At 48.8% G+C, this 19,195-nt stretch carries 18 protein-coding genes; 14 read left to right on the top strand and 4 right to left on the bottom strand.

Annotation, left to right across the window (positions count from 1 at the left end):
- Positions 1-44: 44 nt before the first annotated feature.
- From metK to tyrS, 6 genes are all read left to right on the top strand, one after another.
- Entirely contained in the window at positions 45-1,349 is a 1,305-nt protein-coding gene (metK, locus tag EHV08_RS06345) for a methionine adenosyltransferase (RefSeq protein ID WP_126678569.1), read from the top strand.
- Positions 1,350-1,406: 57 nt separating this feature from the next.
- Positions 1,407-2,456 carry a DUF4271 domain-containing protein gene (locus EHV08_RS06340; protein WP_238988024.1) on the top strand — a complete coding sequence of 350 codons (1,050 nt, stop codon included), beginning with the start codon at positions 1,407-1,409 and terminating at the stop codon, positions 2,454-2,456.
- A 4-nt stretch (positions 2,457-2,460) separates the two neighbouring features.
- Complete coding sequence (locus EHV08_RS06335) at positions 2,461-3,207, top strand: uroporphyrinogen-III synthase (RefSeq protein WP_126678568.1); 747 nt, start codon at positions 2,461-2,463, stop codon at positions 3,205-3,207.
- Positions 3,208-3,224: 17 nt separating this feature from the next.
- Complete coding sequence (gene rnpA / locus EHV08_RS06330) at positions 3,225-3,656, top strand: ribonuclease P protein component (RefSeq protein WP_126678567.1); 432 nt, start codon at positions 3,225-3,227, stop codon at positions 3,654-3,656.
- A gap of 13 nt (positions 3,657-3,669) precedes the next feature.
- The gene (gene yidD / locus EHV08_RS06325; protein ID WP_126678566.1) at positions 3,670-3,909 is read left to right on the top strand and encodes a membrane protein insertion efficiency factor YidD; all 240 of its coding nucleotides are present in this window, start codon (positions 3,670-3,672) and stop codon (positions 3,907-3,909) included.
- Positions 3,910-3,987: 78 nt separating this feature from the next.
- The gene (gene tyrS / locus EHV08_RS06320; RefSeq protein ID WP_126678565.1) at positions 3,988-5,292 is read left to right on the top strand and encodes a tyrosine--tRNA ligase; all 1,305 of its coding nucleotides are present in this window, start codon (positions 3,988-3,990) and stop codon (positions 5,290-5,292) included.
- Positions 5,293-5,298: 6 nt separating this feature from the next.
- Here the strand turns inward: tyrS and EHV08_RS06315 are convergent, their stop codons facing one another.
- Positions 5,299-5,952 (bottom strand): DUF4294 domain-containing protein, encoded by a 654-nt coding sequence (locus EHV08_RS06315; RefSeq protein ID WP_390892057.1) that lies wholly within the window; start codon positions 5,950-5,952, stop codon positions 5,299-5,301.
- 176 nt (positions 5,953-6,128) lie between these two features.
- Here EHV08_RS06315 and ribD point away from each other — a divergent pair, with 176 nt between their 5' ends.
- Together ribD and eno are read left to right on the top strand one after the other, a co-directional pair.
- A complete protein-coding gene (ribD, locus tag EHV08_RS06310; RefSeq protein WP_126678564.1) occupies positions 6,129-7,109 on the top strand; it encodes a bifunctional diaminohydroxyphosphoribosylaminopyrimidine deaminase/5-amino-6-(5-phosphoribosylamino)uracil reductase RibD in 981 nt (326 codons plus the stop codon).
- 269 nt (positions 7,110-7,378) lie between these two features.
- The gene (gene eno / locus EHV08_RS06305) at positions 7,379-8,689 is read left to right on the top strand and encodes a phosphopyruvate hydratase (protein WP_126678563.1); all 1,311 of its coding nucleotides are present in this window, start codon (positions 7,379-7,381) and stop codon (positions 8,687-8,689) included.
- 100 nt (positions 8,690-8,789) lie between these two features.
- On the opposite strand, the gene EHV08_RS06300 is transcribed toward eno, so the two are convergent.
- A complete protein-coding gene (locus tag EHV08_RS06300; RefSeq protein ID WP_126678562.1) occupies positions 8,790-9,206 on the bottom strand; it encodes a rhodanese-like domain-containing protein in 417 nt (138 codons plus the stop codon).
- A gap of 289 nt (positions 9,207-9,495) precedes the next feature.
- A complete protein-coding gene (locus tag EHV08_RS06295) occupies positions 9,496-9,912 on the bottom strand; it encodes a DUF3127 domain-containing protein (RefSeq protein ID WP_126678561.1) in 417 nt (138 codons plus the stop codon).
- A gap of 202 nt (positions 9,913-10,114) precedes the next feature.
- On the opposite strand from EHV08_RS06295, the gene dnaN reads away from it, so the two are divergent.
- Genes dnaN through EHV08_RS06265 form a run of 6 tightly spaced genes read left to right on the top strand, consistent with a single transcriptional unit; the run spans position 10,115 to position 17,684 of the window.
- Positions 10,115-11,239 carry a DNA polymerase III subunit beta gene (gene dnaN / locus EHV08_RS06290; protein WP_126678560.1) on the top strand — a complete coding sequence of 375 codons (1,125 nt, stop codon included), beginning with the start codon at positions 10,115-10,117 and terminating at the stop codon, positions 11,237-11,239.
- Between the two features lie 10 nt (positions 11,240-11,249).
- The gene (locus EHV08_RS06285) at positions 11,250-12,104 is read left to right on the top strand and encodes a 3'-5' exonuclease (protein ID WP_126678559.1); all 855 of its coding nucleotides are present in this window, start codon (positions 11,250-11,252) and stop codon (positions 12,102-12,104) included.
- 7 nt (positions 12,105-12,111) lie between these two features.
- Positions 12,112-13,323 carry a bifunctional phosphopantothenoylcysteine decarboxylase/phosphopantothenate--cysteine ligase CoaBC gene (gene coaBC, locus EHV08_RS06280; protein ID WP_126678558.1) on the top strand — a complete coding sequence of 404 codons (1,212 nt, stop codon included), beginning with the start codon at positions 12,112-12,114 and terminating at the stop codon, positions 13,321-13,323.
- 56 nt (positions 13,324-13,379) lie between these two features.
- Positions 13,380-14,282 (top strand): type IX secretion system protein PorD, encoded by a 903-nt coding sequence (gene porD / locus EHV08_RS06275; protein WP_203227060.1) that lies wholly within the window; start codon positions 13,380-13,382, stop codon positions 14,280-14,282.
- 3 nt (positions 14,283-14,285) lie between these two features.
- Positions 14,286-15,953, top strand: coding sequence for a DNA repair protein RecN (gene recN / locus EHV08_RS06270; protein WP_126678557.1), 1,668 nt, complete (start codon positions 14,286-14,288; stop codon positions 15,951-15,953).
- 54 nt (positions 15,954-16,007) lie between these two features.
- A complete protein-coding gene (locus EHV08_RS06265; protein ID WP_148108147.1) occupies positions 16,008-17,684 on the top strand; it encodes a tetratricopeptide repeat protein in 1,677 nt (558 codons plus the stop codon).
- A 301-nt stretch (positions 17,685-17,985) separates the two neighbouring features.
- Here EHV08_RS06265 and EHV08_RS06260 read toward each other — a convergent pair whose 3' ends face one another.
- Complete coding sequence (locus EHV08_RS06260) at positions 17,986-18,984, bottom strand: DUF6261 family protein (protein ID WP_126678555.1); 999 nt, start codon at positions 18,982-18,984, stop codon at positions 17,986-17,988.
- Positions 18,985-19,195: the final 211 nt, after the last annotated feature.

Here is a 19,195-nt window from a genome sequence, read left to right as displayed (position 1 = left end):
TGCCCCCGATAAATTAATTTACTATTTTTAATCAAGCAAAGCAAATGGCATATTTATTTTCATCCGAATCAGTTTCGGAAGGACATCCCGACAAAGTGGCCGATCAGATTTCAGACGCGCTACTCGACCAGTTTCTGGCCTATGACGAAAAAGCCCGCTGCGCCATAGAGTCGTTCGTTACCACAGGACAGGTGGTCATAATGGGCGAGGTGCGTAGTGAAGTTTACATAGATTTGGAAACTATTGCGCGAAAAACGATTAACAAGATTGGGTACACCAAGAGTGAATATAAGTTCGACGGAGACTCATGTGGCATTCTTTCTGCCATACATGAGCAGAGCGGAGACATAAACAGAGGCGTTGATAAAGAACTGAAAGGTGCCGGACAGACTGCCGAAGACCAAGGTGCAGGCGACCAAGGTATGATGTTCGGATATGCCGTTAACGAAACAGAAAACTACATGCCGGTGTCGCTCGACCTCGCACATCGTTTGGTTTACGAACTCGCGGAGATACGTCGTGAGGGCAAAGAGATGACCTATCTGCGTCCCGACTCAAAGAGTCAGGTGACCATAGAATATAGTGATGAGGGCTTGCCGCAGCGCATTCATACCATCGTTGTTTCTACACAGCATGACGAGTTCGTGTCCGCAAAAGATGCGGGAAGTCAGGAAGAAGCCGACACACAGATGCTTGAGCGCATACGCGAGGATGTGAAAAACATACTCGTTCCGCGCGTAAAGGCCGGTATCCACAGCAATAAGGTGTTGGATTTGTTTAATGATGAAATCATATATCACGTAAATCCTACGGGAAAATTTGTAATCGGAGGACCCAACGGAGACACCGGACTGACAGGGCGAAAGATAATAGTTGACACCTACGGAGGCAAAGGTGCGCACGGCGGAGGTGCTTTCTCGGGCAAGGATTCGAGCAAGGTTGATCGCTCGGCGGCATACGCAGCGCGTTATATTGCAAAGAATATGGTTGCCGCAGGAGTGGCTGACGAAATGCTGGTGCAGATAAGTTATGCCATCGGAGTGGCAAAACCTCTGAATATTTACGTTAATACCTACGGTAAGTCGCGCGTCAATATGACTGACAGCGAGATAGCAGAGAGAATAGTGAAGATGTTCGACCTCACACCAAAGGGCATCGAACGACAGTTGAAACTGCGCCAGCCGATGTATCTGGAGACTGCGGCATACGGTCACATGGGTCGCCCGAACGAGGTGGTTAGGAAAACATTCACCTCGCGCTACCACGATGAAAAGACAATGGATGTGGAACTGTTCACTTGGGAAAAACTCGATCAGGTGGAACGAATAAGGAGAGAGTTCCTTATTTAGAATCAAGGATTGCAAGTTGATAATTTACAGATTTCATATCTACAGTTGATATAACGGATGATGAAAGGCATGTTGTTAAGGGCAGACTCTTTGCATAACGCTCGACAATACGCCGCCACAGAAGTGACGGAAGGACATCAGGAGGGGCAACACGGTGGTGTTGCCCCAAACGAATTGACCCCCAAGCATGTGTTGCAACAGTTGCCGAAAGATGCCACACCGGCACAACAAGACTCGGCAATACAGGCTAACTTCAAGCCCACAAGGGAAAATCTGAGTACACGTCCGGACACTCTGCGCATGCCTTTCGATTCTCTTTCGAGCAAGAAAGACACTAAACCATTCTTCGAAGAGTCGTTCTTTGACCGCGACTCGATGTATCATCCCGAACTGTCGGGCGGTCGCTATGGAGTGGCAGGCGACCCTGTGCCTTACAATATGCGTGGCGACACACTCATAACCACCCTTCTGCTGGCCAGTTTCATTCTCGGTATAATCGCATTTTCACACTCACGCGACTTCATTTTCCGTCAGGCCAAGAACTTTTTCCGCGTTCGCAGCGGTAATACCACGACCGAAAACGAAACCATATCGGAACTTCGCTTTCAGTTCTTCCTTGTCTTTGTGACGTGTCTGCAATTCTCTTTGCTCGCGTTTTTCTACGTAGAAGAAACCGTCAGAGAGCCATTGATACTGAAATCCCACTACACGCTGATAGCAATATTCCTCGCGTTGTTCTCCGGTTATTTCCTATTGAAAGCAGCGGTCTATTCCTTTGTAAACAGGGTTTTCTTCGATAGGACGAGCAACAGGGTGTGGCTCAAGTCGCAACTCTTCGTCACAAGTGTCGGCGGAGTGCTGCTTTTCCCGACAGTTGTGTTGCTTATATATTTCAATCTGCCACTACAGACGGTACTTATTTATACTGCTGCGTTGCTGATTTTGATTAAAATACTTTCTTTTTACAAGTGTTATGTAACATTTTTTCGGCATAACGGCCCAAAATTGCAGATTTTTTTGTACTTTTGCACGCTTGAAATAGTGCCCCTCCTAACATTGGGTGGTGGCATGATGATGATAGTGAACAGTTTGAAAATAAATTATTAGATAGATGATAAAGAAGATATTGGTATCCCAACCGCAACCTTCAAGCGAAAAATCACCCTATTACGACATTGCCAAAGATTTCGGTGTAGAACTGGTGTTCCGTCCTTTCATAAAGGTAGAGGGACTCACCTCGAAGGAGTTCAGGCAGCAGAAAGTGAGCCTGCTCAACTATACGGCAGTGGTGTTTACGTCGCGTCATGCCATAGATAACTACTTCAAGTTGGCGAAAGAGATGCGTATCGAGGTTCCCGAAGAAATGAAATACTTCTGTGTTACGGAAACTATCTCACACTATATTCAGAAATATGTGCAGTATCGCAAGCGCAAAGTGTTCTTCGGAAACACAGGAAAGATTACCGACTTGGTGCCAATCATGATGAAGCATAAGGTAGAAAAGTATCTCATACCGATGAGCGACGTACACGACAACAGCGTGAAGGAACTGCTCGACTCAAAGAAATTGTCTCATCAGGAGTGCGTGATGTATCGCACCGTGAGCAACGACTTCAACGAGGAAGAGGCTACAGCATTCGATTATGACATGGCCATCTTCTTCAGTCCTTCGGGCATAACGGCTTTCAAGAAGAACTTTGGCGATAAATACAACCACATCTCCGTGGCTACCTTCGGGCCGGCAACGGCAAAGGCTGCGCATGATGCCGGGCTCACGGTGGTGATAGAGGCTCCTACAAAAGAACATCCGTCGATGACCGGAGCACTGCGGCAATACCTGCGCAAGCAAGAAAAATAAATCTCATACACTGTTTAATGGCGATAACCGACGCTCCTACACTGGAAAAGAGAGAGCGGATCAGCAGTAAGAAAACTATCGACCGCCTCTTCTGCGGAGGGCAAAGCAAAGCAATGTCTGCCTTCCCGCTAAGGGCGGTATATGCCGTTATGCCGAGAGAAAAGGATGGTGTTGAGGCAGCAATGATGGTCAGTGTGCCGAAGAGAATGTTCAAGAGAGCCGTTAAACGTAACCGAGTGAAAAGACAGGTGCGTGAGGCTTACCGTCTGAACAAACATGTTCTCAAGGACGCTTTGGAATCAATGCCCGAAATGACGTTGCTCGTTGCTTTCGTGTGTATAGACGACAAACTGCACTCTTCGGCAAAGATAATTCATAAAGTGCGCAACTTGCTGGAGCGTATAGCAGAGCGAATGCTTAACGGCAAGATACCACAGACGGAAGGATAGGAGGAGAGAAAACATGAAAATCATATATGCCATATCCAAAGCCTTTATATGGTTGCTGACAAGTCCGATATTGTTCTATCAGCGTTTCATAACGCCATACACCCCGCCCTCGTGCCGTTTCGTGCCCACATGTTCGGAATATGCAAGGCAGGCAATAGTGAAACATGGCCCGATAAAGGGCCTCGCCCTCGCTGTGTGGCGCATTCTTAGGTGCAATCCTTGGGGCGGAAGCGGCTACGATCCGGTGCCGTGATGCCTGCAACAATTTAGCACCGAATAAAAATAATCCCTCAAAACAATTCAATAATAACCCCCGGAAAACCATATAGCAATGAATAAAAACTTTGTTGAAGAACTGAAATGGCGCGGTATGCTGGCACAGATAATGCCGGGAACCGAGGAGTATCTTAACGAAAATATTGTATCGGCATACTTGGGAACCGACCCCACTGCCGACTCACTGCACATCGGACACCTCTGCGGAGTGATGATGTTGCGCCACCTGCAGCACTGTGGGCATAAGCCGATAGCACTCGTTGGCGGAGCCACAGGCATGATAGGCGACCCGTCGGGAAAAAATCTTGAACGCAACTTGCTTGACGAGACTACACTGCGACACAACCAAGAGTGCATAAAAAGACAACTCGCAAAGTTCCTTGACTTTGAAAGCGATGCGCCTAACCGTGCCGAACTCGTGAACAACTACGACTGGATGAAAGATTTCTCTTTCCTCGACTTCGCACGAGAGGTGGGTAAGCACATCACCGTCAACTACATGATGGCAAAGGATAGCGTGCAACAACGTCTTAACGGAACAGCGCGTGACGGACTGTCATTCACCGAATTCACCTACCAACTGCTGCAAGGATACGACTTCCTGCACCTATATCGCAGTCATGGAGTGCGCCTGCAACTTGGCGGAAACGACCAATGGGGCAACATGACAACCGGAACCGAACTCATAAGACGCACACTCGGAAGCGAAGCAGAACCGGCTTTCGCACTGACATGTCCGCTCATCACGAAGGCCGATGGCAAGAAATTCGGTAAGACAGAGAGTGGAAACATCTGGCTCGACCCCAAACGCACGTCCCCATACCGTTTCTATCAGTTCTGGCTTAACACCGGTGACGAGGAAGCCGAACGATACATCAAGATATTCACATCGCTCGACCGCGAGACAATCGAGACTCTCGTAGAGGAACATAAGCAAGACCCGGGACGACGCATGTTGCAGAAGAGACTTGCAGAAGAAGTGACAGTGATGGTACATTCGCAAGCAGACCTCGACGCAGCGATAGAGGCTTCGAACATACTTTTCGGCAAAGCGACAAAAGAAGGACTGCAAAAACTTGACGAACAGACATTCCTTGATGTCTTCGATGGTGTGCCACACTATGAAATTACGGCTGACAAACTGAATCGACCGGCAGTAGAACTGTTCACACAAGATGCCGACATATTCCCCTCGAAGGGCGAAATGAGAAAGATGGTGCAGGGCGGTGGAGTGAGCCTGAACAAGGAAAAACTTCAGGCTTTCGATCGTATCATCACGACCGAAGACCTTATCGCCGGCAAATATCTGCTCGTACAGAAGGGCAAGAAGAACTATTTTCTGCTCACGGTGAAAGCCTGATTATTGTTATAATTGGCCGGCCTCTACCATAAGTACGACCCTCTCGGTAAGACGATCCTTGCCGTTGGGGTCGTATTTTTTTGTCAGTGATGCGCCGAAAGCCCAAGCGAAAGCCTGATAGAAGCCGGCTTTCACGGGACCGAGGAAGGCCTGTACCAATTGGTATGAGGACGAGTTGCATTCACGGTGAATAAGTTTTATGAGTAGTTTACCCTGCGAGAATGTCAGTTTTTTCATTCTTGGGGTATATTGTTTCTTTATCGCTTCCTCCACCTTTTTCATGTGCTGATCCTTTGCTTTCTTGTTAGGTAGCGTCTGAAGATATTCGTATGTCTCGATGATGATGCCGTTCACTTCCTTCGCTATCGGCAATACCCGCTTCACATTCTTCACCAACTGGTTGTATTGTTGCTGTTGTTTCTCGTCCTTGAAGGCTATTGCCGGATACACATAGACGCGGTTCAACTGCACACACTGTATGCTGTCGCCCTGTTTGTCGAGTACACGCGTCACCTTGACCCTCGGCTCCATTGTCGGCTCATTCATGCTGATGGGCATATCTTCGGGGTTCATCTTGTCGTTATCCACAGCCTGTGCCGTGGCATTAAGTGCAAGGCAGAAGAACATAGCCGTAATTACGGCGCGTGTAATCACTCTCATAATATCGGCAAAAATACATAATAAATCCCATTTCTCAACATTCCTTTGACTATATTTAACCAAAACCTCCCCTCCATAGCATGCCTTTTGCCGCAGTGAAACATAAGATTATGTTGCCCGCAAAGCCGTTTTCTCGATAAGATTTACTAACTTTGCACAAAATCATCGACTGTAATATGGCTAATCAAAGAGCAGAAGACGAGAAGTATATGCGACGATGCCTGCAACTGGCACGCTGCGGTGAGTTCTTCGCCAAACCAAATCCTATGGTTGGTGCGGTGATAGTGGCGCGCGAAAGGATTATCGGTGAGGGCTTCCATGTGTGTTGCGGAGGAGCTCATGCCGAAGTCAATGCTTTCGCATCGGTTGCCGTTGAGGACGCTCATCTTCTGAAAGAAGCGACAATATACGTAAGTCTCGAACCTTGCTCTCATTGGGGTAGGACACCACCTTGTGCCGACCTTATAGTCAGCAAGGGCGTTAATCGTGCCGTGGTGGGTTGCATCGACCCTTTCGCCGAGGTGCAAGGGCGCGGCATAATCAGACTTCGCGAGGCAGGAATAGAGGTAGAGGTGGGCGTGCTTGAGGAAGAATGTCGGCATCTGAACAGGCGTTTCTTCACCTATCACAGTCTGCACCGCCCTTACATAACACTGAAATGGGCGCAAACGGCCAATGGTTTTATAGACGATTGCGGCAACAGTCTCGCCATTTCAACACCCGTCACGCTGATGCTTATGCACAAGATGCGTTCGGAGAACGATGCCATCGTGGTGGGGCGAACCACCGACGAGCGCGAGCATCCGCAACTCACGGTGCGCCATTGGGTCGGTCCGTCGCCGGTAAAAATGGTACTTACACACAAAACCGAACCATGTCAGGGAATGGAAAACGAACTCACCGACAAGCAGGTGCTCGACATACTGATGAAGGCGGCGCACGATAGCGGTGTGCAGTCGATGATGGTCGAGGGCGGAAGAAAAACCTTGCAGTCGTTCATCAACAATAACCTGTACGACGACATACGCGTGGAAACCTCCCCGCAGTGCGTGGAAAAAGGAACTCGTGCCCCCGAACTCCCCGGCGATGTCAATGTGGTAGAACAACAAAGCATCGACAACAATACGATTACCCTATACCGACGAACCAAAATATGACGTTCTAAGTCAATCCGAACGCTCATTCTTCGGCATATTGAAATGCTCGTTTCGCAACATCAGATGCGCATAAAATCCGCTCAAGCAGTCGTTTTTGCAATATGCATCTGACAAGTTGTAACTCGTTGTATTAAAAATAATTAATAAGGAAAGGCAATACCCCTGTTATTGTCTTTTTATTTTTACCTTTGCACTCCAAAATAATTATATGGTAAAAAGATTAATAAACCGAAACGACAACGATTTGAACATTTAAATATTAATCAATTATGAAGATTCAAAAAATTCATGCAAGAGAAATCATCGACTCAAGAGGTAACCCGACTGTTGAGGTTGATGTAGTATTGGAAAACGGAGTATTGGGACGCGCTGCCGTACCATCAGGTGCATCTACAGGCGAGAACGAGGCTCTCGAACTTCGCGACGGCGACAAAGGTCGCTATCTTGGCAAAGGAACTTTGAAGGCTGTTGAGAACGTGAACACTATCATCGCACCTGCACTTCAGGGCGACTGTGTTCTCGATCAGCGTGCACTCGATTATAAAATGCTGGCTCTTGACGGCACACCTACAAAGAGCAAACTCGGTGCTAATGCCATTCTCGGTGTTTCTCTGGCTGCTGCAAAGGCTGCTGCAAACGCACTCGGAATGCCACTCTATCGCTACATCGGCGGTTGCAATTCATACACCATGCCTGTTCCGATGATGAATATCATCAACGGTGGTGCTCACTCTGACGCGCCAATCGCTTTCCAAGAGTTCATGATACGTCCGGTAAGCGCACCGTCGATAAGGGAGAGCATCCGCGTTGGTGCCGAGGTGTTCCACAACCTTGCCAAACTGCTGAAGGCTCGCGGACTTTCCACAGCCGTAGGCGACGAGGGAGGTTTCGCTCCTGCGCTCAACGGTATCGAGGACGCACTGCAGATTATCTGCGACGCGATAAAGGCTGCAGGCTATGAGCCGGGCAAGGACGTTAAGATTGCAATGGACTGCGCTGCCAGTGAGTTTGCTACTCAGGACGAGAACGGCAACTGGTGGTATGACTACAGCCAACTGAAGAACGGTAAGAAGAAGGATCCCAACGGCAAGAAACTCTCTGCCGAGGAGCAGATAAAGTTCCTTGAGAAACTCATTACCGACTTCCCAATCGACTCAATCGAGGACGGTCTCGATGAGAATGACTGGGAGAACTGGGTGAAACTGACCGCTGCCATTGGCGACCGCTGTCAGTTGGTGGGCGACGACCTCTTCGTTACCAACACCAAGTTCCTGCAAAAGGGTATCCAGATGGGTGCTGCCAACAGTATTCTCATCAAGGTTAACCAGATTGGTTCGCTCACCGAGACCCTCGAGGCAATCGAAATGGCACACCGTCACGGCTACACCTCTGTTACCTCTCACCGTTCAGGCGAGACCGAGGATGCCACAATCGCCGACATCGCAGTGGCAACTAACTCCGGTCAGATAAAGACCGGTTCTATGAGTCGTACCGACCGCATGGCCAAGTACAACCAACTCATTCGCATCGAGGAGGAACTCAACGCCACAAGTCGTTATGGTTACGCGAAAATAAAATAAGAAACCGCGATATAAAAAGAATGAAAGGTCATGCCCGCGACGGTATGACCTTTCTTCGTTTCTGTACTTTTCGTTATTTCTGCAGTGCGCGTCTTACGACTCAGATGTCGCTGTCGCCCTGCGGTTTCACTGTTGCCTTCCCTGCCTCTTGCCACGCAAGGAAACCGCCAGTGAGGTTTACTACCGTTTTGTATCCCTGCTCGGTGAGTTTTTTTGCCGCTGCTGCCGACCTGCGACCGCTGCGACAGAACACCGCTATGGGCTTTGTCTTGTCGAGTTTTGCCGTTGCTTTCTCCATAAAGTCACTCTCTTTCACGTCTATCAGCACCGCTTCGGGTATCGTTCCCTCGGCATATTCTTCTGCCGTTCGCACGTCAACGAGTTGCACTCCGTCGTCCTTATGTTCTTCGAGATAGGCCTCAAACGCCGTCACATCAAGGTCGGTATAGTTTTTTTGTCCGCATGCCGTACCGCTGATGCACAGGCATGCAAGTAATAGTTTCAGAAAATTGTTCATTGTTTTGTTCCCATTTTTAAGATGATTGATATTCTTTTCCGCCTGCAAAGGTAATGAAATTAATTTATTTCAGATACCTTAGGCAAAGCAATTTGGGCGAATTTGCCGACCAATTTGGGCGAAATTGCAAAGCAAAACAGGCGAAATTGCTGACCAATTTGGGCTAAATAGGTTTCTGTTACGTGGCATAACAACAATAGCGGAGATGTTTCTCGCCATGACGAAAAGCACCTCCGTTAGTATTTTTGCCGTCGCATTTCGCCGGTTTCTTATATGACATGCGGAATGTTTAGAATGGCAGATCGTCGGCCGGAGTGTTGTCCGAAGCCTGTGCCGCAGGCTGTTCGCCGAACGGTGCCGCAGATTGCGGTGCGCCGAATGCTGTCGGTGGTATCGGTTGCATTCCCGGTTGTGCTGCCTGTGCGGCTGCCGGGTCTATGCGATCCACTTTCCATGCGTTTACGGAATTGAACCAACGCCCCTGATACTCGCGTGCATCGATGTCGAAACTCACGCGCAACTCCTCGCCGGCCTGAATGTTCATGGCGTTGATGCGGTCTTCTCCGAATATGCGGAAACAACATTTCTTGGGATACTGGTCGTGTGTCTCGATAACGTATTCCTGTGATGCCCAGTGATTACCGGTGCGTGCTGATGTTCCCTCCTGTTTCGGCAGGACGTTGATTATTCTTCCTTCTATTTCCATTGTCGTTTATGATTTATTGTTTGTTATTATTGTCTTTCCGTATGTAAAAAATGTGCTAAAGCGCGAAATCGTTTGCGAAATTAATAAAATAGATTTAAAAGAGGAAACTTTTTTGCTTGTTTTTTTGTTTACCACTGTCGTTTTTTGTAATTTTGTGGCTAATTCATGATAATATAAATAAACCATAACATAATTTCAGAATATGAGATTTACCGTATCAAGCACGGCTCTTAGCAGCCGACTGGGCATCCTTTCAAGGGTGATTAACAGTAAAAACAGTATAGCAATCCTCGACTGTTTTCTCTTCGAGGTGAGCAACGGCAGGTTAGAGATAACTGCATCTGACAGCGAAAACGTGATGAAGACCGAGTTGACTCTCGACGAAATGGAAGGCGAGGGCAGTTTCGCCGTGAACAATCGCACCATTCTCGATGCTGTGAAAGAACTTCCGGAGCAGCCGCTGACGCTTGATGTGAACATGGAACAGATGACAGTAAAGGTGATTTATCAGAACGGTATGTATAATTTCACATGCCAGAATGCCGAGGAATATCCGCGCTCACAGCAGATGGGTGATGAGGCTGCAACGCTTCAGATTTCGGAAAAGGCATTGCTTGACAACATCTCGCGTTCGATATTCGCCGTGGCCAACGAGCAACTGCGTCTCGTGATGAACGGCATCTACATGGATCTCACGCCGGAGTCGCTGAACATCGTTGCAACCGACGGTCGTAAATTAGTGCGCAACAAACTCTTCTCGCTGAAGAGCGACAACCCCCGTTCGTTCATATTGCAGAAGAAACCGGCCACGCTTTTGAAGAATGTGCTGACAAAAGAAGAGACCGATGTCATTATACGTTTTGACGACCGCAACGCCGAGATAACATTCGGGCATACGATGTTGGCATGTCGTCTTATAGACGGACGTTACCCCAACTACGCTTCGGTGATACCGGAAGACAACCCATACGAACTCAGCATCGACCGCAAGGCACTCATCGGTGCACTGCGTCGCGTGCTTCCGTTTGCCAGCGAGAGCAGTCAGCAGGTGCGCCTGCGCATCGGTACCGGTAAGATAGAGGTGTCGTCAGAAGACATCGACTTTGCTACAAGTGCCAAGGAAGAGGTGAGTTGCTCGTATGAGGGCACTCCGATGAGTATCGGTTTCATGGGAACGTCGCTCGTTGAGATACTCGGCAACCTCGAAAGCGACGAGGTGCTGATGCAGTTTGCCGACCCGAGTCGCCCATGTATCATCATTCCATCTGAGCAACCGGAGGGCGAAGAGGTGCTTATGCTCTTGATGCCAATGCTGCTGAACGACTAAGAACGACGCGATGAAACTGAACCTGAAGAAGCCCCTCGTGGTCTTCGACCTTGAAACAACAGGTCTTGACATAGTGAAAGACCGCGTGATACAGATTTCGTACATAAAGGTATTCCCCGACGGTAAGGAGGAACGTGTGAACAAGTTTGTGAACCCCGAAAAGGAAATTCCCGTTGAAGTGGAACAACTGACGGGCATAAAAAACGATGACGTAAAGGACGCACCGACGTTCAAGCAGATAGCAAAGACGCTGGAGGCCGACTTTAAAGGGTGTGACTTCTGCGGTTTCAACTCCAACCACTTCGACATTCCGATGCTTGCAGAGGAGTTTCTTCGTGCCGGCATCGACTTCGATTTCAATGCTTGCAGACTCATCGACGCACAGACGATATTCCACAAAATGGAGCGTCGTAACCTTGCTGCGGCATACAAATTCTACTGTGGCAGGAAAATGGAGGACGACTTTGAGGCTCACCGTGCCGACCAAGACACGGAGGCTACCTATCGTGTGCTGATGGGCGAACTCGACATGTACGAGCCGGGACGACAGGAAGAACCGGAACGGCAGTTGCGTAACGATATGGACGAACTTGCCGAGATGTCGAAGAATAACGACAATGTGGATTTTGCCGGGCGCATGATATGGAAGGATATGCTTGACAAAGATGGCAAGACATTGCTCGACAAGGACGGGAAACCGCGTCGTCATGAGGTGTTCAACTTCGGAAAATACAGAGGCTGGGACGTGGCAGAGATACTGCGGAAAGACCCCGGCTATTTCAGTTGGATGCTCGGTGGCGACTTCACCTATAACACAAAGCAGGCACTTACGAGAATACGCCTGCGCGAAATGAAGAAAAATTGAGAAAGATATGCTGAACGGCAAGAAGATAGTTTTGGGCATTACGGGCAGCATCGCCGCATACAAGGCATGCCTTATAGTCAGACAACTCGTAAGAAAGGGTGCCGAGGTGCAGGTGGTAATAACGCCTGCGGGAAAAGAGTTCATCACCCCCGTCACCCTCTCGGCACTGACACGTAAACCCGTGATAAGTGAGTTTTTCGCACAGCGCGACGGCTCGTGGAACTCGCACGTGGAACTCGGACTGTGGGCAGACGCAATGCTCATAGCCCCGGCAACGGCAAGCACCATCGGGAAAATGGCCAACGGCATAGCAGACAACATGCTCATTACTACCTATCTGTCGATGAAGGCACCGGTGTTCGTTGCGCCGGCGATGGATCTCGACATGTATGCCCATCACTCAACGCAGGCAAATTTGGAACGGCTTCGCAGTTTCGGAAACGTGATAATAGAACCGGAGAGCGGTTCGCTGGCAAGCGGACTCGAAGGGAAAGGTCGCATGGAAGAGCCTGAGAAGATAGTGGAAATGCTCGACAGGTATTTCGATGAGCAGTATTATGCCAACTCTCCGCTGTGGGGAAAGAAAGTGCTGATAACCGCAGGACCCACATACGAGAAAATAGATCCGGTGAGATTCATAGGCAATTACTCAAGTGGTAAAATGGGTTTTGCACTGGCCGAGGAATGTGCACGGCGTGGAGCAAAGGTGAAACTCATTGCCGGACCGGTGAGCATGAAAGCATCGGAGCGCATCGAGCGCATTGACGTGGAGAGTTGCGAAGAGATGTATGAGGCCGTCGTGGCATCATTTGGCGATGTGCATGCAGCAATATTATGCGCTGCCGTGGCCGACTTCAAGCCCGCTGAGGTGGCCGACAAGAAGATAAAACGTGAGGGAGAGTCGCTCACGCTGCACCTTGATGCGACACACGACATTGCCGCCGAACTGGGTCGCCGCAAGCATCGTGACCAGATTCTCGTGGGCTTTGCGCTCGAAACGAACGACGAGGAGCAGAACGCATTGAGCAAACTGAAAAAGAAAAAACTCGACTTCATAGTGATGAACAGCACGCGGAACGAGGGTACTACATTCGGTAGCGACGACAACCGGATTGTCATTATCTCGGAAACGGCGAAGAAGACTTTCCCGAAGAAGCCGAAAACAGAGGTGGCACGAGACATTATCGACGAACTGGAGATTCCGCTTCGCGAACAATAAAACTATTTTTCCATTCTTTCATTGCCGTGACGCTGTCTCGGCCAGACAATAAAACGATGAAAAAACTCCTTCTACTCATACCACTGCTTGCCATGACACTGTGCTCGGGAGCACAGGAATTGCAGGCGCGTGTCAATGTGAATCATCAGCAGGTGCAGGGCACCGATGCTTCGGTGTTCGAGAGTTTGCAACAGACATTGGAGCAATTCATCAACGAAAGGCAATGGACCTCGCTGCAGTTTCAGAAGAATGAGCGCATACAGTGCAGTTTCAATATTACCGTGACAAAGTATGATGCCTCGTCAAACTTATTCACATGCAATGCGCTGATACAGGCAAACCGTCCGGTTTATAACTCTTCGTACACCACGACGCTGTATAACAACCGCGACAATAACTTCGATTTCGAGTTCTCGCAGTTCGACCAACTGAATTTCAACGAGGATCAGATAGATAACCAACTCGTGGCTCTGACCGCCTACTACGCGTTGCTGATAATCGGTATCAATCTCGATTCGTTCGCACCGATGGGTGGAGAAGACGTGCTGCAACGCTGCCTGAACCTAACCAACAACGCTCAGAACCTGACTTATAGCGGATGGAAAGCGTTCGACAATGACAGAAACCGATTCGCCATAATCAACGACTACATGGAAGGAGCGATGAAACCGTTCCGGCAGTTGCAGTATGATTACTACCGACTGGGGCTGGACGAAATGGCCAACAACGTAGAGCGAGGACGCACAAACGTGACGGCAGCATTGGAGAACGGGCTGAAAAAAGCGCACGAAGACCGGCCGATGAGTATGCTGCCGCAAATATGGACCGACTATAAGAAGGACGAACTTGCCAATATATATAAAGGTAAGGGTACGCAGAAAGAAAAGGAAACGGTCTATGATATTCTGTTCTCAATCAACGCCTCGCAGAACAACTCGTGGGAAAAGATAAAAGAATAGGAAATGCTGAAACAACTATACATAAAGAATTTCACGCTGATTGACGAACTCGACATAACGTTTGAAAACGGTTTTTCTGTCGTTACGGGAGAGACGGGAGCGGGAAAGAGCATCATTCTCGGTGCAATAGCATTACTGCTCGGACAGCGGGCAGACTCGAAACTTATAAAAAAAGATGCCGAAAGGTGTGTTATAGAGGCGCATTTCGACATTGATAATTACAATATGCAGTCTTTATTCGAAGAGAACGACATCGACTACGATGCCGAAGACTGTATATTGCGTAGAGAAATCACTGCTTCGGGCAAGAGCAGGGCGTTCGTGAACGATACACCGGTGGCTCTGACGACCATAAAAACGCTCGGACAGACACTGATAGACATACACAGCCAACATCTTAACCTGTTGCTGCGAGAGGAAGATTTCCAACTTAGCGTGGTGGACATCATGGCCGGAAACGACAGTCTGATGGCCGAATATCAAGATGCCTACAATGCCATGACGAAGGCAAGAAAGGAACTGGAGCAACTGAAAGACAACATAAGCCGTAACGCGGAGAACGAAGACTTTATGCGTTTCCAACTCAACGAACTGCGAGAGGCAGAACTGCGGGAGGGAATACAGGAAGAACTGGAACAGGAAAGCGAGACGTTAAGTCACTTGGAAGACATAAAAGGGGCTTTGTATCAAGCCGAGTCGCTGGTGGAGGGAGACAACGAACGCAGTATGACCGACAGACTGAAAGAGGCCGCACGGGCACTGAACGGCATTGCAGAGGTTTATGGCGAAGCGGCTGAAATGGCAGAACGCCTTGACAGTTGTGCAATAGAACTGAAGGACATCGGACAAGACCTCAGCCGCAGGGCAGAGAATGTGGAATTCGACCCGCAACGTCTCGAAGATATAAACAACAGGCTCGACATTATCTATTCGCTGCAAAAGAAACATCATGTGGGTACGATAGATGAACTTATTTCGATAGGGAAAGACCTCGAGAATCAACTCTGTAGAATAGAGAATGGTGATGAAGAACTGCTGCAACTGACGGCCGAAGTGGAACGTTTGCAAGCAAAATGCACCGATGCTGCGGCACGTCTTACCAAGCAAAGGCGTAAGGCTGCCAATGAGATAGAGAAAGAGATGAAGCAGCGACTTGTGCCATTGGGCATTCCTAAGGTGCGTTTCAGTATCGCCATTGACGACAAACCTCTCTCACAGAGCGGTGCCGACAGGGTGTCGTTCCTGTTCAGTGCCAATACGAGTACAGAGATGAGACCTGTCAGCGAGGTGGCTTCGGGAGGTGAAATTGCCCGCGTAATGCTGTCGGTAAAGGCGATGATAAGCGGTGCTGTGAAACTGCCGACAATTATCTTCGATGAGATTGACACCGGAGTGAGCGGTAAGATAGCCGAGCAAATGGGAAACATAATGCAAGAGATGGCCGGAAACAACCGTCAGGTAATAAGCATTACGCACCTGCCACAGATAGCCGCGCGTGGTGAAAACCACTATAAAGTGTATAAGGAGGAGACCACAAACGGCACCGTCTCGAACATGATAATGCTCTCTGAAGAGGAACGGGTGCAGGAGATTGCGCAGATGTTGAGCGGTTCTGACATAACAGAGGCGGCTGTTAATAATGCAAGAGAATTGTTGAATAAGATGCCGTGAAACAGCGGTGGGATAGGGGGGCTTTTCTCCCAAACTCCTTTTTAAAGAATAAATATGGATAATTCATCAGTAAGAAAGTTTATTATGGCATTTGCGATAATGGTTCTGCCATTGTTGGCAAATGCACAACCTTCGGCGGTAAAGAATGTCGGCAAGGCGGTGTTCACACTCACTACGTTCAAGGAAGACGGAACGTTGCTGGTCTCGTCACGCGGTATTTTCGTTGGAAAGAACGGCGAGGGGATAAGTATGCTGAAACCTTTTGAAGGTGCGGCAAGTGCCGTTGTGATAGATAACAGCGGTAAGAAGATGAACGTTGTGAGAATACTGGGGGCTAATGACATGTATGATGTTGTGAAATTCCGCGTGGACGGTAAGACAACTCCTGCCAAACTCGCCTCCGGACAGGAACAGACAGGCGCGAAAGTGTGGGTGGTGGGCTATGCAAAGGACGCGGCAGCACCCACGGAGAACAGCATAAAGAGCGTTGAAACATTCAATGGAAGTTTTCCGTATTACATACTATCTGAGACCGCTCCGGAGTCTTTTGCTTCGTGTCCGTTGGTGAATAGTGCCGGCGAGGTGCTGGCATTGGTGCAGCCTTCGCTGACATCGAGTGAAACACATGCCACAAGTGCTTTGTTCGCAAATGGTCTTACCGTGAGCGGACTGTCGCACACCGACCCTGTGTTGCGTCGCATCGGTATTACCGCAGCACTGCCTGCCGACTATAAACAGGCATTGGTGGCACTGGCTATGGCGCCGCAGATGCTTGACGAAAAGAAATATGAGGAACTGGTGAACGACTTCATAGAGCAATTTGCCGACTATCCCGACGGATATTCGGCACGTGCACGTATTGAGATGTCAAAGCAACTGTTCGCCGAAGCCGACCGAGATATGCAGACAGCGATTGCCAAGTCGGGGAACAAAGCCGATGCGTATTACTCCTATGCACGTCTGATGTACGACAAGGAAACATTGTTGCCCGATGTACCTTATGCCGAATGGAGTCTCGACAAGGTAGTAGAGATGGCACAGAAAGCATTTGAAACAGACCCACAGCCGTTGTATAACTATCTGCAATATCAGGCAAAGTATATGCAGAAAAAATACCAGGAGGCTTACGATGGTTTTATTTCTCTTACCAAAACGCAGTTTCGCAGCCCGAATATCTTTCATGAAGCGGCACTCTGTAAGAAAGAGATGGGAGCACCGATAGATGAGGTTATCTCGCTTGTTGACAGTGCTATAATGTCGGTTGACACGCTCCGACTGAACGAGGCCGCGCCTTATCTGATTATACGTGGAGGTCTGCTTGACGAGGCCGGGAAATATCGTGATGCGGTGTTCGACTATGCAAGGGCAGAGATTTTGATGCAGGAAAATTTATCTGCGGAGTTCTATTATGGTCGCGAACAGTTGGAGATAAAGGCGAAGATGTATCAACAGGCACTTATTGACATCAACCATGCCATACGCTTGGACTCTCAAGAACCGTTCTATTATGCAGAGAAAGCCTCGCTGCTGTTACGTCTGAACATGAAAGAAGAAGCCGTTGATGTGGGGCGGCAGTGTGTTGGTATAGCACCGGAATATAGCGAGGGCTATCTTGTTCTCGGCATAGCATTGGTCACATCGGGAAAGAAAGAGGAAGGATTACAGAATCTTCAGAAAGCGAAAGAACTCGGAAACGAACAGGCGGAGGGAATGATTTTGAAGTATCAATAAGGTTTCCGTAAGTCGGAGGCATACCGGTGTGTTGATGATACGGCGCGGATAGGGATATTGTGCGTTTGGATTTTCAGCGGATTATATATCGACAAATAAAAACGAAATGCTCCAAAAGTCTTCCACATGACTTTGGGAGCACTTCGTTTGTGTGGTTGAAAAGTTTTGCAGTAGTTGAAACAACACGCTCGGAAAATGTTCAAATAGCGTAATCGGAGGCATAAAAGCACCGGCACTTGGGTTGACATCTATGTCAGGTGCCGGTGCTCTTATCGTTTTATGAACTCCCGTTGCGGATGTCTTACGTATTTTTGGAAGAGGATTTTTCAGTGCCCGTAGGTGTGGCCGGTTTGCCACTCTCTTTATCCCAAATGTACAGAGTACCATCCTTGTTTATACCTACCCAGATGTTCTTGGGCTTGCTGTCTTCGGCGGTTTTGCCTTTCACTGCGAGTTCGTAGTGACGGTTTTTGCCCGTACCCTCGGTTTTGCCCGTGAACGAAAGGGCTCCGGAGGAGAGTTTGAGGAACTGCTCCAAGGAGGCGAAGCCTGGTTTCAGGAGTGCCTCATACCCTGCGGTGCGCTTATCGCGCGCAGTCTGTGAGGTGGCTGCACGGTGTGATAGCGTGTTGCGTTTCTTGTCCACGAGGGCGTTGTACAGAGTTATGAGTTCTGCAAGTCCGGACGTGTTTGGTTCGAGGTCGTCAAGCGAGTCCATACGACGGACTACTGCGTTGATGGCTTTGTCTGTTGCTGCGCGCAATGCCTTGATGTCGAACGTTCCCGACGGTATTGCACTTTTCAGGCGTGAGCGGTATCGTTGGTCAAAGGCAGTGTTGGCCTTGTCGAGGCGGTCGATGTAGGGCTTGGCAAGAAGTTTCGTCACGTGGAAGGTCATTGCTTTGGCACGCAGGTCGGTGATGAGGTTCTTGAGCATGCCGCTTTCCTTGTCGTAGTTTACATGTAGCATCTTGGGATAGCGTGCAAGTACCTCCGATATACTTTCGGCGGATGTCTTGAAGGCATCATCGTCAGAGTGCAGGTGCAGGTCTGTCAGTATTTGCAAAGAGCGGTAGGCTTGGTCGCGAATCCTGTCAAGTACCTCCAATTCTTTCGTACCTTCTTCCTGTCGCGGCAGATTGAGAGCCTTGTCCTCGTCCTCAAATGCCTTTTGCAGTGGAAAGAGTATTTGGGTGATTTTGGCGATGTTCGCCTCCCGACATATTGCCAGCACATGGCCGGCGAACTGGAAATGCTCCATGTTTTGGAGTGATGTCAGTGCAATAGACTTGATTTTCATAAAAACAGGTTTTAAGAGATAAAAAAATATGGTTTTGATATTTCCGAGCTCTCGGACAACCGTCCTACGGACTTTTTCTCGTTTCCGAGCCCTCGGAAAGCATGGATTTTTATGTTTTTCACTAATCCGAGTTCTTGGAAAGTCGGAAAACTCTATTTTACGTCTTTCCGACCACTCGGAAACGTTGTTTTTCCTGTTTTCTGACCGTCCG

Origin of the sequence: Prevotella koreensis, assembly GCF_003977605.1 — a bacterium.
Classification (GTDB): Bacteria; Bacteroidota; Bacteroidia; order Bacteroidales; family Bacteroidaceae; genus Prevotella; species Prevotella koreensis.
This window is presented reverse-complemented; position numbering and strand designations above follow the sequence as displayed.

Excerpts from the sequence above, each read along its gene's own strand:
- ribD (WP_126678564.1), top strand. The coding sequence starts at position 6,129 with ATGGCTAATCAAAGAGCAGAAGACGAGAAGTATATGCGACGATGCCTG.
- tyrS (WP_126678565.1), top strand. The coding sequence starts at position 3,988 with ATGAATAAAAACTTTGTTGAAGAACTGAAATGGCGCGGTATGCTGGCA.
- metK (WP_126678569.1), top strand. The coding sequence starts at position 45 with ATGGCATATTTATTTTCATCCGAATCAGTTTCGGAAGGACATCCCGAC.
- eno (WP_126678563.1), top strand. The coding sequence starts at position 7,379 with ATGAAGATTCAAAAAATTCATGCAAGAGAAATCATCGACTCAAGAGGT.
- coaBC (WP_126678558.1), top strand. The coding sequence starts at position 12,112 with ATGCTGAACGGCAAGAAGATAGTTTTGGGCATTACGGGCAGCATCGCC.
- EHV08_RS06295 (WP_126678561.1), bottom strand. The coding sequence starts at position 9,912 with ATGGAAATAGAAGGAAGAATAATCAACGTCCTGCCGAAACAGGAGGGA.
- porD (WP_203227060.1), top strand. The coding sequence starts at position 13,380 with ATGAAAAAACTCCTTCTACTCATACCACTGCTTGCCATGACACTGTGC.
- EHV08_RS06265 (WP_148108147.1), top strand. The coding sequence starts at position 16,008 with ATGGATAATTCATCAGTAAGAAAGTTTATTATGGCATTTGCGATAATG.
- EHV08_RS06315 (WP_390892057.1), bottom strand. The coding sequence starts at position 5,952 with ATGAGAGTGATTACACGCGCCGTAATTACGGCTATGTTCTTCTGCCTT.
- EHV08_RS06300 (WP_126678562.1), bottom strand. The coding sequence starts at position 9,206 with ATGAACAATTTTCTGAAACTATTACTTGCATGCCTGTGCATCAGCGGT.
- yidD (WP_126678566.1), top strand. The coding sequence starts at position 3,670 with ATGAAAATCATATATGCCATATCCAAAGCCTTTATATGGTTGCTGACA.
- recN (WP_126678557.1), top strand. The coding sequence starts at position 14,286 with ATGCTGAAACAACTATACATAAAGAATTTCACGCTGATTGACGAACTC.
- dnaN (WP_126678560.1), top strand. The coding sequence starts at position 10,115 with ATGAGATTTACCGTATCAAGCACGGCTCTTAGCAGCCGACTGGGCATC.
- rnpA (WP_126678567.1), top strand. The coding sequence starts at position 3,225 with ATGGCGATAACCGACGCTCCTACACTGGAAAAGAGAGAGCGGATCAGC.
- EHV08_RS06285 (WP_126678559.1), top strand. The coding sequence starts at position 11,250 with ATGAAACTGAACCTGAAGAAGCCCCTCGTGGTCTTCGACCTTGAAACA.
- EHV08_RS06335 (WP_126678568.1), top strand. The coding sequence starts at position 2,461 with ATGATAAAGAAGATATTGGTATCCCAACCGCAACCTTCAAGCGAAAAA.
- EHV08_RS06340 (WP_238988024.1), top strand. The coding sequence starts at position 1,407 with ATGATGAAAGGCATGTTGTTAAGGGCAGACTCTTTGCATAACGCTCGA.
- EHV08_RS06260 (WP_126678555.1), bottom strand. The coding sequence starts at position 18,984 with ATGAAAATCAAGTCTATTGCACTGACATCACTCCAAAACATGGAGCAT.